General features: G+C 48.3%; 11 protein-coding genes. 10 read left to right on the plus strand and 1 reads right to left on the minus strand.

Going from position 1 to position 15534, the window contains the following annotated elements:
- The first annotated feature begins 716 nt into the window (after positions 1 to 716).
- Together SPK40_RS02935 and SPK40_RS02940 are read left to right on the plus strand one after the other, a co-directional pair.
- Positions 717 to 1889: an amino acid permease gene (locus SPK40_RS02935; RefSeq protein ID WP_330959371.1), complete on the plus strand. Its 1173-nt coding sequence runs from the start codon at positions 717 to 719 to the stop codon at positions 1887 to 1889.
- A gap of 496 nt (positions 1890 to 2385) precedes the next feature.
- Positions 2386 to 3162 carry a DUF4922 domain-containing protein gene (locus tag SPK40_RS02940; protein WP_330959372.1) on the plus strand — a complete coding sequence of 259 codons (777 nt, stop codon included), beginning with the start codon at positions 2386 to 2388 and terminating at the stop codon, positions 3160 to 3162.
- Between the two features lie 91 nt (positions 3163 to 3253).
- Here SPK40_RS02940 and fusA read toward each other — a convergent pair whose 3' ends face one another.
- The gene (fusA, locus tag SPK40_RS02945; RefSeq protein ID WP_248140484.1) at positions 3254 to 5341 is read right to left on the minus strand and encodes an elongation factor G; all 2088 of its coding nucleotides are present in this window, start codon (positions 5339 to 5341) and stop codon (positions 3254 to 3256) included.
- A gap of 551 nt (positions 5342 to 5892) precedes the next feature.
- On the opposite strand from fusA, the gene SPK40_RS02950 reads away from it, so the two are divergent.
- The 8 genes from SPK40_RS02950 to SPK40_RS02985 all read left to right on the plus strand — a co-directional run bounded on the left by SPK40_RS02950 (position 5893) and on the right by SPK40_RS02985 (position 15447).
- Positions 5893 to 7695 carry an extracellular solute-binding protein gene (locus SPK40_RS02950; protein WP_330959846.1) on the plus strand — a complete coding sequence of 601 codons (1803 nt, stop codon included), beginning with the start codon at positions 5893 to 5895 and terminating at the stop codon, positions 7693 to 7695.
- Positions 7696 to 7721: 26 nt separating this feature from the next.
- Positions 7722 to 8819, plus strand: coding sequence for a microcin C ABC transporter permease YejB (locus SPK40_RS02955; RefSeq protein WP_330959373.1), 1098 nt, complete (start codon positions 7722 to 7724; stop codon positions 8817 to 8819).
- Between the two features lie 25 nt (positions 8820 to 8844).
- Positions 8845 to 9867: an ABC transporter permease gene (locus tag SPK40_RS02960; protein ID WP_248140482.1), complete on the plus strand. Its 1023-nt coding sequence runs from the start codon at positions 8845 to 8847 to the stop codon at positions 9865 to 9867.
- 15 nt (positions 9868 to 9882) lie between these two features.
- Positions 9883 to 11478 carry an ABC transporter ATP-binding protein gene (locus SPK40_RS02965; protein WP_330959374.1) on the plus strand — a complete coding sequence of 532 codons (1596 nt, stop codon included), beginning with the start codon at positions 9883 to 9885 and terminating at the stop codon, positions 11476 to 11478.
- A gap of 421 nt (positions 11479 to 11899) precedes the next feature.
- The gene (locus SPK40_RS02970) at positions 11900 to 13447 is read left to right on the plus strand and encodes an alanine/glycine:cation symporter family protein (protein ID WP_248140480.1); all 1548 of its coding nucleotides are present in this window, start codon (positions 11900 to 11902) and stop codon (positions 13445 to 13447) included.
- 244 nt (positions 13448 to 13691) lie between these two features.
- Positions 13692 to 13985, plus strand: a complete 294-nt coding sequence (locus tag SPK40_RS02975; protein WP_330959375.1) for a YciI family protein — start codon at positions 13692 to 13694, stop codon at positions 13983 to 13985.
- A 137-nt stretch (positions 13986 to 14122) separates the two neighbouring features.
- Positions 14123 to 14719, plus strand: coding sequence for a DJ-1/PfpI family protein (locus SPK40_RS02980; RefSeq protein WP_330959376.1), 597 nt, complete (start codon positions 14123 to 14125; stop codon positions 14717 to 14719).
- Between the two features lie 221 nt (positions 14720 to 14940).
- Positions 14941 to 15447 (plus strand): GNAT family N-acetyltransferase, encoded by a 507-nt coding sequence (locus tag SPK40_RS02985; protein WP_330959377.1) that lies wholly within the window; start codon positions 14941 to 14943, stop codon positions 15445 to 15447.
- The last annotated feature ends 87 nt before the right edge of the window (positions 15448 to 15534 follow it).

Below are 15534 nucleotides of genomic sequence, written 5' to 3' on the forward strand. Positions count from 1 at the left end.
AAACACACAACCTGGACAGAAAATGTCCAGGTTGATCTTTTGTTTCCCTTCTCATTTCTGGTCAAAATGACCTTCCTCCCAGATTTTTCAAGATCGAAATCAAATATTTCATAAATGCAGGTTGTGGTTTGTGCTACACCTTATTAACTTGCTACCTGACCGAACGCCTTACCTTTCTCTGGTAAGAGATGAAAACGCAGGACAGATGCTTGCTTTTTCATCAGAATGACCGAAAAACTATCGTATCAGGAGTACGATTAATGATATTACACCCTGGATCCCTGAATCTGGCGACCTTGCCGGACAGGATATCTATACCTGCTTTTTCTCGTCAGAGAACCATAACCTGCAGTTGTGCATCCTTTTTGCCGCAATTTACCTCTCTGCGAGCTGCATTTCGTCCTTTGTTTTTTAGTCGCTTGAGCCAGTTTGGTCTGTTTTGATCACAACTGATTTTCATGATGTAAAAGCATTGCGTTTTCACTGTACGAACCGATTTATCGCGTCATCCATCATCCCGAAAGCCATGCATGCTGAAGCCTGAGGGCTGGTCAGCAAGCTTTTGAAGCATTGTCTGTGGTATTGACGAAATTGTGCTTGCGAAAGCCTGCGTCACATACAGCCACTGGCAGTAGCCGAAGGGAACACGCGGAATCAAGCTTCAGAATGCCTTTGATGAGGGTTAACGGCATTCCATAAAAATAAAGGACAAAGTCGTGAATATGAAATTACTGGGTAGCTCCCTGATCATTGCCGGAACAGCATTAGGCGCCGGTATGCTCGCCATTCCAATGGTCCTGGCGCAATTTGGCCTGCTCTGGGGCTCTTTGCTGATGCTCCTGATTTGGGTGGGTACCACCTATGCGGCACTTTTGCTGCTCGAAGCCAGTATTAAAGCGGGTGGCGGCCTGGGAATGAATTCTATTGCCCGAAAAACACTGGGTAAAGGCGGCCAGGTCATCACGAATGGCCTGCTGTATGCGCTGCTGGTTTGCCTGCTGATGGCTTACATCATTGGTGCCGGCGATCTGGTGAAAAAGCTGACAGTCAGCCTTGGGCTTGAGCTGACAGCAACACAGGCACAAGTCGGCTTTACCGTGATTGCCGGTCTGGTCGTTGCAGCGGGTACGGGGGTGATTGACCGGTTGAACCGTTTCCTGTTTGCAGCAATGGTTCTGATGCTGGCAATTACTTTAGTGACGCTGGTACCAGGGATCAGCCTGGAAAATCTGGCATCCGTGGGGAGCGAGAACAAAGTCGCACTGGTTAAAACCAGTTCGGTCCTCTTCACCAGTTTTGGCTTCATGGTGGTGATTCCGTCGCTGGTGACTTACAACCCTGAAGCGTCACACAAGCAACTGCGAAATATGGTTATCCTGGGTTCTTTGATCCCGCTGTTCTGTTATCTGTTCTGGCTCTACGCTGCAGTCGGGAATCTGACCTCAGAGCAACTGGTCGGTTTTGCAAACGTTTCTGAACTGATTGCGGCACTGAGTACCAGCCATGGCAGCATGCAACTCATCCTTTCCGTATTCACCGGCCTGGCACTGCTCACGTCCTTCCTGGGGGTTGCTATGGCACTGTTTGACCAGAATGCTGACACCTTCCGTCAAAATCGGGCAGTGACTTATGTGATTACGTTCATTCTGCCGATGCTGGGTGCTTTGCTGGCAGCTAATCAGTTCCTGTCGGTCCTGAGTTACGCTGGCATTATTCTGGTATTTCTTGCGGTTTTCGTGCCAATGGCAATGACAATCAAAGTCAGACAGCGTGGTGACAAGCCAAGTGACAATGGCAATGCTGAAGTGTATCAGGCTGGTGGCGGCATGATGGCAATGGGACTGAGCTTTCTGTTTGGTTGCTTCCTGTTGATGGCAGAGCTGATTTAACGTCACAGGTAGCACAGAGAACATCTGATGTTAAAAAGGCGCTTCCCTTAGGAAGCGCCTTTTTTATCTGTTGCAATGTCGTTTGAACGACATTGTTCTGAGGATGCTAAAGATCTGTTTGACCGAACAAGACCGTTATCGTCGGAGTCGTATCAGGTTTGACCGAACGCTGAAACAACCTAGCTGCAGGAGTAGTGATCTGTAGACACAGATAAGCAGTAGTGAATGACGTATCCTCAAAAAGATGCGGGAATCTTACCGACTTTCCTGATGAGCGGCTAGGTGCGGGCCTGTTTTCGTAACTGGACAAAAATGTTCAAACCGTAAATATTTTTGTACACACAATCCAATGCCCCGGAATGCTTTCTTCAGCGCAAGTAGCTTTGTTGACGGCAAGGTTTTGACTGCTGAGAAGCCTCTTCGTTAAAAGTCGGCTTAGTGTTATGACACATCCGCGAAGTTGGAGTATCTTGGTAAAAAAACAAGGGATTCGGATATGAACTGGAAACTCGCTGAGCAGGTGGCTAAACGGGCATTGGCAGACGGGAGTCTGATGCCCATTACGACGGAAGCAGAAACGATTGTGGAGCAGGGCGTCGATTATCTGGGTCATGTGGTCACAGAGAATGCAGGTAAAAAACTTCAGGGACTGATGTCTAAACCAGAGGCTAACCCGTTTCTGCCCTATGAAAAGTCGATGTATGTTTGTGAAGCGGGAGAACACCATGTTTGCCTGCTGAATAAGTATCCGGTGATCTCACCTCATTTGCTGATTTGCTCGAAAGATTTTGTACCGCAGGAGTCGCCGTTAAGCTGGGAAGACTGGCATGCGTGGTTAGGCGGTTTTACACAGACGGATGTCTTTGGTTTTTATAACAGTGGTCCCTTAGCCGGTGCCAGCCAGCCACATCGTCACATGCAGCTGGTCCGCAGTGAAATCCCGCTTGAGAAAGTGATCGCCGGGGGAAAACTGCCGTTTCATCATTGTCTGTATTTGGTTGAAGCCATGACGACGGATGAACTGTATGAAGCTTATTTGCAGGGAATGCATCGTTTGTCTTTGATTGAAGCGGGTGGGGCTGTCTGTAAGCCGCATAATATTCTGCTGACTGAGCGATGGATGCTGATTTTGCCGCGTTCAGCAAATAATATTGAAGGCTTGTTTGCAAATGGAATGAATTACAGCGGCCGCTTTCTGGTGAAGAAGCCTGAGCAGCTGGTCTGGTTACAGCAGTATGGGCTGATGCGTTTTCTGTGTGAATGCAGCGAGTAATCCTTCACTGAATTGTCGTTAATTTTCATTCGTACAGATAAAAGAACCCCAGCCTGAGCTGGGGTTCTTTATTGGTCCGTTAAGAAATGAATTATTTCTTAGCGTTACGCTCTTTAACTTCTGCGATTACTGCGTCAGCAACGTTTGCTGGACATGCAGAGTAGTGAGAGAACTCCATAGAGAACTGACCACGACCAGAAGTCATTGTACGCAGGTGACCGATGTAGCCGAACATTTCAGACAGAGGTACGTCTGCCTTGATACGAACGCCAGTTGTACCAGCAACCTGGTCTTTGATCATGCCGCGACGACGGTTCAGGTCACCAATAACATCACCAACGTGATCTTCTGGAGTGAATACGTCAACGTGCATGATTGGTTCCAGCAGCTGTGCACCCGCTTTAGGCATAGACTGACGGAAAGCGCCACGTGCAGCAATTTCGAACGCTACAGCAGAGGAGTCAACTGCGTGGAAACCACCGTCGAACAGCTCAACTTCAACGTCCAGCACTGGGAAGCCAGCCAGAACACCAGTATTCATCATACCAGCGAAGCCTTTTTCGATTGCAGGCCAGAATTCTTTAGGAACGTTACCACCAACAACAGTAGAAACGAACTTGAAGCCAGAGTTTGGCTCACCTGGTTTGATACGGTAGTCGATCTTACCGAACTGACCAGAACCACCAGACTGCTTCTTGTGCGTGTAGCTGTCTTCGATTGCTTGAGTGATTGTTTCACGATAAGCAACCTGTGGAGCACCAACAGTCAGTTCAACACCGTGAGTACGCTTCAGGATGTCAACTTTGATGTCCAGGTGCAGCTCACCCATACCTTTCAGGATGGTTTCGCCAGAATCTTCGTCAGTTTCAACCTGGAATGATGGATCTTCTGCGATCATCTTACCAAGTGCGATACCCAGCTTCTCAGAAGCACTCTTGTCTTTTGGAGCAACAGCGATAGAGATTACTGGATCTGGGAAGATCATTGGTTCCAGAGTACATTCGTGCTTCGGATCACACAGAGTGTGACCAGTCTGAACGTTCTTCATACCAACGATAGCGATGATGTCACCTGCTTGCGCAGAATCCAGCTCGTTACGGTCGTTCGCGTGCATTTCCACCATACGGCCAACACGCTCAGTTTTACCAGTCGCAGAGTTCAGGATGGTGTCACCCTTCTTCAGCTTACCAGAGTAAACACGGATGAAGGTCAGGGCGCCGAAACGGTCATCCATGATCTTAAACGCCAGAGCACGGAATGGTTCGTCAACAGAAACGGTAGCAACTTTACCAGTTGGCTCACCAGTTTCTGGATCAGTCAGATCCTGAGGGTCAACTTCTGTTGGGTTTGGCAGGTAATCAACAACAGCATCCAGCAGCAGCTGCATACCTTTGTTCTTGAATGCAGAACCACAGAAAGTCGGGAAGAATGCCAGGTCACGAGTACCTTTACGGATACAACGCTTCAGGTCTTCAACAGAAGGCTCTTCACCTTCCATGTATGCTTCCATCAGTGCGTCGTCTTGCTCTACAGCAGTTTCGATCAGCTCTTCACGGTAAGCTTCTACGTCATCAACCATATCCGCTGGGATTTCTTTGATTTCGTAGTTTTCTGGCTGGCCTGAGTCATCCCATACGTACGCCTGACGGTTCAGAACGTCAACCACACCCACGAAGTCATCTTCACGGCCGATTGGCAGAGTCATCACCAGAGGGTTAGCGCCCAGAACTTTCTTCACTTGCTCAACAACGCGGAAGAAGTCAGCACCCATACGGTCCAGTTTGTTTACGAAGATCAGACGAGATACTTCTGATTCATTCGCGTAACGCCAGTTCGTTTCAGACTGAGGCTCAACACCACCAGAACCACAGAATACACCAACACCACCGTCCAGAACTTTCAGAGAACGATAAACTTCAACGGTGAAGTCAACGTGTCCCGGAGTATCGATTACGTTGAAACGGTGGTCTTTCCAGAAACAGGTCGTCGCAGCAGACTGGATTGTGATACCACGCTCAGCTTCCTGATCCATGAAGTCCATCGTAGAAGCACCATCGTGTACTTCACCCAGACGGTGAATTTTACCGGTCAGCTTCAGGATACGCTCAGTGGTAGTGGTTTTACCCGCATCTACGTGCGCGAAAATACCAATGTTTCTGTATTTAGATAGATCTGCCATTGTTTTTCTCTATATGAACAATTGTTGTCACATGTCAGGGTGGGGAGTATAGCACTACTTCCAAGTATCAGAACATAGATCTGAGTAATTTAATGATTATTCGCTGGCTTTTAACCCGTTGATGTTGGCCAGAAGCGAATGATTGCTCAAGAAAAACGCAAAAATTGGCACGATTATACGGAAATCTGGTGCATTGCGGGGCTGGATAGGCATGTCTTCCCGGTATTTTCGCATGAAGCGCAGTTTTGATTGCTTTCAAATTCGTTTTCAGGACAGATGCAATCAGGAGGACTCCTGGTTGAACTGGACAGATGAGTCTGTCCTGAGCCTTATTCTGTGCTGTCAGGATAGACGGACCATAAAAATAACTTTGATGATATGCCCAGTGATTCAGGCTGGCTATTTTCTTATGGTGTATATTTGTGGTACATGTCGGCTAATTGTTATTGACCATTCATACAATAATGAAAATAAAACAATTTTAAATGAATGGGTCAAATTAGTGGTTGAGGTGTTTTGGAGGGGATATGGAGAACCGATTAAAACGAAGCATGCCGTTGCTGGCCGGATTGCTGTGGGTGAGTGCGAACAGCTTTGCAGCTGATGTGGTTGAAAGTACAAGTTTAGTAGGTTTCGGAACGGCAAAGTATGCGCCGGATTTTAAACATTTTGACTATGTGAATCCCAGCGCCCCGAAAGGCGGCAGCATCACCTATGCCGAAGTCGGTACATACGACAGCTTTAACCGTTATGCATCCCGGGGGGTCTCAGTTGCGGGGGCAGATGAGATCTATGACACTCTGTTTACGTCTGCCAATGATGAAATCGACAGTTATTACCCCCTCATTGCTCAGAAAGTCCGTTATGCCGATGACTTTTCCTGGATGGAAATTGATGTGAATCCGAAAGCCCGGTTTCACGACGGTCAGCCAATTACAGCAAAAGATGTGGCCTTTACTTTTGATAAGTTCATGAAAGAAGGTGTGCCGCAGTTTCGTGTTTTTTATAAAGACGTGAAATCTGTGACTGCTATTTCTCCGCTGACAGCCCGCATTGAGATGTCAGTCCCGAACCGCGAAAAGCTGTTTTCACTGGTTGAGGGAATGAATGTATTGCCGGAACATTTCTGGAAAGACAAAAAACTCAGCGAGCCTCTGACAGAACCTCCGGTCGGCAGCAGTGCTTATAAAATTACCAGTTATCAGGCCGGGCAGAGCGTGACTTATTCCAGGCTGAAAGACTACTGGGCTGCAGATCTGCCGGTGAATGTCGGACGCCATAATTTCGATACGATCCGGTATGACTACTACCGGGATGACACGGTCACGCTGGAAGCATTTAAAGCGGGTGAGTACGACTTCCGGCAGGAAAATGTCGCGAAGTTCTGGGCCACGCTTTATGAAGGCACCAACTTTGATAATGGCTACATAAAGAAGGAAGAGATCCCTCACGAAATTCCTCAGGCAATGCAAGGTTTTGTGTTCAACACACAGCGCCCTGTCTTTCAGGATGCCAGAGTTCGTGAAGCACTCAATTATGCGATGGATTTTGAGTGGATGAACAAAACTCTCTTTTATAACCAATATACGCGTCCCCGGAGTTACTTCCAGAATACGCCTTATGAGGCCAAAGGATTGCCATCACCTGCGGAATTAAAGTATCTGGAGCCTCTTAAAGATAAAATTCCGCCACGTGTATTCACCGAAACTTATCAGCCGCCGGTGACAGACGGTTCCGGACGTATTCGTAAACAGGCCCGAAAAGCTTTTGCATTACTGAAAGAAGCAGGGTGGGAGCTGAAAAATCAGGTGATGACGAATGTGAAAACCGGTGAACCGTTCGCATTTGAATTATTGATCTACAGTCCGACGACTGAACGAATCGCGATTCCATTACAGAAAAATCTGAAGCAGATGGGCATCGACATGAAAATCCGGACCGTTGACACCACGCAGTACATCAAACGACTCCGTGATCGTGATTTTGATATGGTGTCTTCCGGTTACAGTGCGAACCCATATCCAACGCAAAACCTGCTGATTGCCTGGAACAGTAAATATCTGGACTCGACTTATAACACTGCCGGGGTTCAGGATCCGGCGATTGATTCACTGACAGAACAAATTGCTGCGCATCAGCAGGATCCGGAAGCACTGGCTGCGCTTGGCCCGGCTCTGGACCGGGTATTACAGTGGAATTTCTTTGTGATTCCGCAATGGTATCTGAGCACATTCCGTATTGCGACCTGGGATAAATTTGATCGTCCTGCCGTACGGCCGAAATATGCGCTGGGCGTCGACACCTGGTGGGTAGATCAGGCCAAGGCAGCCAAACTGCCGGAAAAACGTCGTTAATCATGGGTTGAAAGCAGGTAAGCAGTATGACGGCATATATTATCCGGCGGCTTTTACTGGTGATCCCGACACTCTGGGCCATCATCACCATTAACTTTTTTGTGATTCAGATTGCGCCGGGCGGGCCGGTAGAACAGGCCGTAGCGCAACTGGAGGGCCACACGTCCGGCATTATGGAACGGTTCACCGGCGGTGGCCAGGAAGTCAAACCATCGGGCACAACGCAGGGTGAGGGGAATGGCAGCAGTGGATACCGGGGTTCGCGCGGACTTGACCCGGAAGTGGTTGCTGAAATCAGAAAACAATTCGGTTTTGATAAGCCGATGTGGGAGCGTTATGTCGACATGCTGACAAACTACGCCACATTTAATTTCGGAGAAAGCCTGTTCCGCGGCGGAAACGTGATTGATTTGATTATTGAACGTCTGCCCGTTTCGATTTCTCTGGGGTTGTGGAGTACGCTCATTATCTATTTTGTGTCCATCCCGTTAGGGATTGCGAAAGCGGTGAATCATGGCACTCGCTTCGATATCTGGAGCAGCGCACTGGTGATCACCGGCTATGCAATTCCCGGGTTTCTGTTCGCCATCGTGCTGATCATCTTTTTCGCCAGTGGGAATTATGTCAGCTGGTTCCCGTTACGGGGGCTCTTTTCTTCTGATTTTGATCAGCTCACCTGGTATCAGCAAATCGGGGATTATTTCTGGCATTTGACCCTGCCGATTATCGCCATGGTGATTGGCGGTTTTGCCACGCTGACGATGCTGACCAAAAACTCGTTTCTTGATGAAATCAATAAGCAGTATGTCGTGACCGCCAGGGCGAAGGGGTTAGATGATCACAGCATTTTATATAAGCATGTCTTCCGCAATGCCATGCTGATCATTATTGCAGGCTTTCCCAGCGCCTTTATCAGTATCTTTTTTACCGGCTCGATGTTGATTGAAGTGATGTTCTCACTGGAGGGGATTGGTCTGTTAGGGTTTGAATCAACCATTCAGCGCGATTATCCGATTGTGTTCAGCACACTCTATATCATGACCCTGTTGGGTCTGGTCATGAATATTATTTCTGACCTGACTTATACCCTGGTCGATCCGCGTATTGATTTCGAGGCCAGGTAGTATGGTGTTTCAGAAATTATCTTCCATGTTTTCATTGAATCCGCTGACACAGGAGCGCTGGGCGAGATTTAAGGCGCACCGGCGTGGCTACTGGTCGCTCTGGTTTTTTGCGGTGCTTTTTCTGATCAGTTTATTTGCAGAAGTCATCGCCAATGACAAACCTCTGCTGATCAGCTTTAAAGGCGACTGGTATTTTCCGATTGCCGAACAGTATGCCGAAACAGAGTTTGGCGGCGAATTTGCAACAGAAGCGGATTATACCGATCCCTATGTTCAGGACCTGATCAATGCCGACGGTTATATGATCTGGCCTGCGATTCGCTTCCATTACGACACGATTAATTACAACTTATCCGGCCCGGCACCTTCAGCGCCTGACAGTGTGAACTGGCTGGGGACGGATGATAAAGGTCGCGACGTTCTGGCGCGCATCATTTATGGTTTTCGGATATCGGTTTTATTTGGTTTTGCGCTGACACTGATTTCTACGGTGGTTGGCGTCATGGTGGGCGCAGGGCAGGGATACTATGGCGGCTGGCTGGATTTGTTCGGACAGCGTTTTATCGAAATCTGGTCGGGGATGCCGACGCTGTTTCTGCTGATTATTCTTTCCAGTTTCGTGGAGCCCAATTTCTGGTGGCTGCTCGGCATCATGGTGCTGTTCAGCTGGATGGGGCTGGTAGGTGTGGTGCGTGCTGAATTTCTGCGGTGCCGTAATCTGGATTATGTCCGTGCCGCACAGGCGTTAGGAGTCAATGACCGGCGGATTATGCTGCGCCATATGTTGCCGAATGCGATGGTGGCCTCTCTGACCATGATGCCCTTTATCCTCAGTGGTTCAGTGACCACGCTGACATCGCTGGACTTTCTCGGCTTTGGCCTGCCCGTGGGATCACCGTCTCTTGGTGAACTGCTGGCACAAGGGAAAACCAACCTTCAGGCACCCTGGCTGGGGCTGTCGGCCTTTGTTGTTCTGTCAATTATGCTGAGTCTGCTCGTGTTCATTGGTGAAGCCGTGCGTGACGCATTCGACCCTCATCAACAGTAGTGTTCAGGAAGTACCATGAGTGATGCACTGTTAACGATTCATAATCTGTCTGTGGGGTTTGTGAATGGCAAACCTGTTCGCCCCGTGACGGAACAAGTCAGCCTGACCATCAGGCGCGGAGAGACGCTGGCGCTGGTCGGGGAAAGCGGTTCGGGAAAATCCGTCACCGCCAATGCGATCCTTCGTCTGCTGCCGAAGGCGTCGGCACGTTATCTGGAAGGGCAGATTCTTTATGATGGTCTGGATACGCTGAAATGCAGCGAACGCCAGCTCAGGGGACTGCGTGGCGGAAAAATCGGGATGATTTTTCAGGAACCGATGATGTCGCTGAACCCGCTCCATAAAATCGGCCGCCAGCTGTGTGAAACCCTGGCGATACACCGGGGTGTTCGTCAGCGGCAGGCTGAAAAGCGCGCACTGAGCTGGCTGAAGAAAGTCGGGATCCGGAATCCGGAGCAACGGATGTATGCTTATCCGCACGAACTTTCCGGCGGCGAGCGGCAGCGGGTCATGATTGCCATGGCGCTGATTAATGAACCGGACCTGCTGATTGCGGATGAGCCGACGACAGCACTGGATGTGTCGGTGCAGGCGCAAATACTGGATCTGCTCAAGCAATTGCAGGAAGAAATGGGCATGGCGATGCTGTTCATTACCCATGATCTGAGCATTGTTCGTAAGATTGCAGACCGGGTTGCGGTTATGCAATTGGGTAAACTGGTGGAAACCAATACCCGGGAAATGATTTTTTCCGCCCCTGCGCATCCTTATACTCAACAACTAATTGCGGCCGATCCGCCTGGTGAGCCTGTGCCGGTTCAGGGCGATCCGGATGCGATGTTTGAAGTTGAAAAGCTGCGTGTCTGGTTCCCGGTAAAAGGCGGCATTATGAAACGTGTCATCGGGCATATTAAAGCTGTGACGGATGTCAGTTTTTTATTGAAACGGGGTCAGAGTGTTGGTCTGGTGGGGGAAAGCGGCTCCGGTAAATCGACGACGGGCATGGCGATTCTGAGGTTGCTCAGCAGTGAAGGCAGTATCCGGTTTGATGGTCAGGAAATCGGAGGTTTGAGCAGGAAGGGAATGCTGCCTTACCGGAGCCGGTTACAGGTAGTCTTTCAGGATCCGTTTTCTGCGCTCAACCCGCGTATGTCGGTTGCTCAGATTATTGGTGAAGGGCTCAAGGTACATCAGCATCTGTCAGAACAGGAAGAGGATGCCATGATCTGCCAGGCCATGCAGGATGTTGAGCTGGATCCGGCAACCCGGTTTCGTTATCCGAATGAGTTTTCCGGCGGGCAGCGGCAGCGGATTGCGATTGCACGGGCTCTGGTGCTGAAACCCGAATTCATTTTGCTGGACGAACCCACGTCATCACTGGACAGAACGGTGCAGTTCCAGGTCCTGAATCTTCTGAAAGAGTTACAGATGAAGTACGGGCTGAGCTACCTGTTCATCAGCCATGATCTGAATGTTGTCAAATCGCTATGCCATTACACATTGGTACTGAAAGATGGTCGCGTTGTTGAGCAAGGACCGACGCAGAAGCTGTTTCATCAGCCTGAAGCTGAGTATACGCGCGAACTCGTCAGCTTATCTGCAATGAGCTAAAACGCTCTTTCCCCCCTTTGAGAGGTGCGACAGGTTTTTATCCTGATCAGGCACCTCTTTTTCACAGATTGCCTCAGATGGATTATGCTTTAGTTACAGAATATTGTGCATAAAGATGCGCATAAAATGTGCCTTGTCGCATCCTTTATGCTGACTTACTGCACAATATTGAGATCTTTTCAGGTGGGGTTGGCTAATTGTTATACAAATTATTACAGGATGTAAGAGTCTTTATTGGAATATAATTTTATTGAACTACAATTGATTGGTGTAAAACACTGCTTGTTGTGTTTTTGTTATCATATGATGCTTTCAATGGGTGAATGAAGGCTGATGAAATAAAGTTCTTAACAATTAGATTACAATCTGAGTATTATACTGCTCGAGTTGTAACCATACAGACTATAACAGGGAGACTCATATGCAGTCATTGGTCGATTTTCTCAACGGAATAATATGGAGTCCGGCACTGATTTATCTTTGCCTGGGTGCCGGTTTATTTTATTCCATCACAACACGCTTCATGCAGGTCCGCCATATTGGTGAGATGGTTCGTTTGTTGTTCTCTGGCCAGAGTTCTGACAAGGGTATTTCTTCTTTCCAGGCACTGGCGGTATCACTTTCTGGTCGTGTCGGTACAGGTAACATTGCAGGTGTTGCTGCCGCAATCGGTTTTGGCGGTCCTGGTGCCGTATTCTGGATGTGGGTTGTTGCCTTCCTGGGTGCTTCAACGGCTTACTATGAGTCAACACTGGCTCAGATCTATAAAGAGGAAGATGAAGGTCAGTTCCGTGGTGGCCCGGCTTATTTCATTGAAAAAGCGATGGGACAAAAATGGTATGCGTGGGTCTTTGCAATCGCAACAATCCTGGCATGTGGTCTGCTTTTGCCTGGTGTACAGTCAAATAGTATCGGTAATGCAGTAGCGGCTGCGTTCGGTTCTGGTGAGATGATCGAAACCACTTTAGGTACATTCAGTTCTGCGAAGATCATCACCGGTGCAATTGTGTGTCTGGTTCTGGCTATCATCATCTTTGGTGGTGTGAAGCGTATCGCGCACTTTACCCAGATTATCGTTCCGTTTATGGCGCTGGGTTACATTGTGATGGCTTTCGTCGTCATTCTGCTGAACATTGATATGGTGCCGCATGTATTTGCAACCATTATTGGTGATGCCTTCTCGCCAATGGCGGGTGTGGGTGCAGCGATTGGCTGGGGTGTAAAACGTGGTGTTTACTCGAACGAAGCCGGTCAGGGTACAGGTCCTCACGCTGCAGCGGCAGCACAGGTTGATCACCCGGCACAGCAAGGTTTTGTACAGGCGTTTTCAATCTATATCGATACGCTGCTGGTTTGTAGTGCAACTGCATTCATGATCATCATTACCGGTGCCTTTAACGTACACGGTGCTGAAGGTGCATTCCTGGTACAGAATCTGCCTGCTGATATTGCGGCGAACAGCCCGGTATTTACGCAGATGGCGATTGAGACAGCAATGCCTGGTCTGGGTAAACCATTCGTAGCCATTGCGTTGTTCTTCTTCTCATTCACAACGATTTTGGCTTACTACTACATCGCAGAAACGAACATTGCTTACATCCACCGTACGATTCATGTTCCGGGACTGGTTTTCGCATTGAAACTGGTACTGCTGGGCTCTGTATTCTACGGTGCTGTGAAAACTGCGAACCTGGCTTGGGCAATGGGTGATGTTGGTGTAGGTCTGATGGCCTGGCTGAACATTGTCGGTATTCTGATTATCTTCTTCATGGCAAAACCTGCACTAAAAGCACTGAAAGACTATGAAGAACAGAAGAAAGCCGGTGTAACCGAATACGTATTTGATCCAGTCAAACTGGGCATTAAAGGCGCGGATTACTGGGAAGAGCGTATGAAGCGTAAAGGCCAGCAATCGCCGAATGTAGATGGTGAGGCTTCTTCTGCAGGAACAGCCAAATCAACATCATAATAAAATAGACAGACAGGAATGAATTCAAAGGCCAGCATGAGCTGGCCTTTGTGTTTTTGCCGCAAGGCGAAACTGCAAAACAGATTCTGCAACACAGAGAAATATGCGTTTGGGTGTGTATGTGTTAAGGTCCCCTTAATAAACAAATTGTTACATTTGTTTTGTCGATGAAAACTGGAAGTATCAGTGCCTCTGGTTGGCTCTGTGCAGACGAAACTGCTACGTCATCAAATCAAGGAAGCCTATGTTTGTTGTATCACTCACATATACTTGTGCGCTCAGTGAAGTAGAAAAACACCTGGATGCGCATATCGCTTACCTGGAACAGCAGTATGCTGCCGGTGTCTTTCTGTTGTCAGGCCGGAAAGAGCCCCGAACCGGAGGTGTCATCCTGGCAAATGCAGAAAACCGTGAAGCTTTAGATCAAGTGTTGCTGGCCGATCCTTTCCGTCAGCATGGGCTGGCAACCTATGAAATCACCGAGTTTATCCCGACCAAAACCAGTGAAGCCCTCTCTTTTCTGAAGCAATCGCTGTAACTACGACGGCCTGAAATCGTGTTTTAGTCAGCGATTTTAAGTATGACTCTTTTCAGCACGCAGAGAGGGTGAGGTCAATTCATCATGCTGCGTTCGACTAAATGATATGAATGACCATGTGAGTCTGGAGGAATAGGATGTATCAGATAGCTATTGTTATTTTTGATGATTTTACCGATGTCGATTTTTTCCTGTTGCGGGATATTCTGGGGAGAAAGTCATCGGACTGGACTGTAAAAGTACTGGGAACAAAGTCGGTGCATACTTCAACCTTGGGTATGGCAGTTAAAACAGATGGTCATCTTGCTGAAGTGTCTGACGCGGATGCTGTTTTATTCTCCAGTGGCTATAAAGGTGTGCCTGCGGCCCTGAACAATCCTGAATTTATGTCTGCTTTAAAACTGAATCCTCAGCAGCAGCTGATCGGTTCGATCTGTGCCGGAGCTTTTATTCTGGCTAAACTCGGGCTTCTGGATGGCGTGCCGGCAACAACCCATCCGGATGCAAAGCCAGCCCTTGAAGCGGAAGGCGTATGTGTACTGGATAAAGCACTGGTCGTGAATGGCAATGTAGCAACGGCTGGCGGATGCTTGTCTCAGATGTATCTGACTGGCTGGCTGATTGAGCGAATGTATGATGCCGATAAGCGCCGAGCGACACACCGACAACTGATTCCAGCGGGGCAGTCTGAGATATTTGACAAACTCATTACCCAAACAATTGCTGAAGCCTGATTTGTATAAGGCAGACGTGACTATCGTGACGTCTGTCTTTTGAGTGTGGCTTTGTGTGACATCCAGTTGCTGTAGAACATCTCTGCCTATATTTCCGATAAGACAAGTGACTGATTAAAAATGTTTTTTTACTGATTTGCTCTGATGGGAATCCCTGTGTCTATGTTAAGTTTCTGAATGAAAATAAAATAGTGTTGGATAAATAGGTGAGGAAATCACGGATGAAGTTAGAAACCCGGCAATTGATCATGACACCAATCACGCAAGCAGACTGGTCACTTTTTTATGCGTTGCATGTTACCCCTGTTGTGATTGAAAAATGTTTTGATGCGCCAGCAGAAGACGAATTGAAAACCAGGTTCGAATCACGTCTGAACGGCTGGACGCCAGAAAGTGATGACTGGCTGACACTGGTGGTTACAGAAAAGCAGACGCATCAAAAAGTCGGAATTACCGGATTCATTCTTAAAGATGGGATTGCGGAAGTGGGGTATCTGTTCATGCCTGAGTATTACGGCAAAGGCTATGGGACAGAATCCCTGCGCGCCGTGATCAATTGGGCTGAAGATGAATGTGGTCTTGATGCCTTTCAAGCGGTGGTCACGGAAGGAAATATCGCATCTGAGCGCGTGCTGGAAAAGTGCGGTTTCACGTTACAGGAAAAAATTCCTGAAGCTTACGAAATTGGCGGTAAACGTTATGCGGACCATATTTACCTGAGACGCTGAAATTCGTTCGTGTCTGAACACTTATCCGGACATTTCCACACGGGATAGAACAATGATGCCGCCAGATAATTAATCTGGCGGCAAAAC

The organism is Photobacterium sp. 53610 (genome assembly GCF_036409375.1).
In the GTDB taxonomy this organism is placed as follows: Bacteria; Pseudomonadota; Gammaproteobacteria; order Enterobacterales; family Vibrionaceae; genus Photobacterium.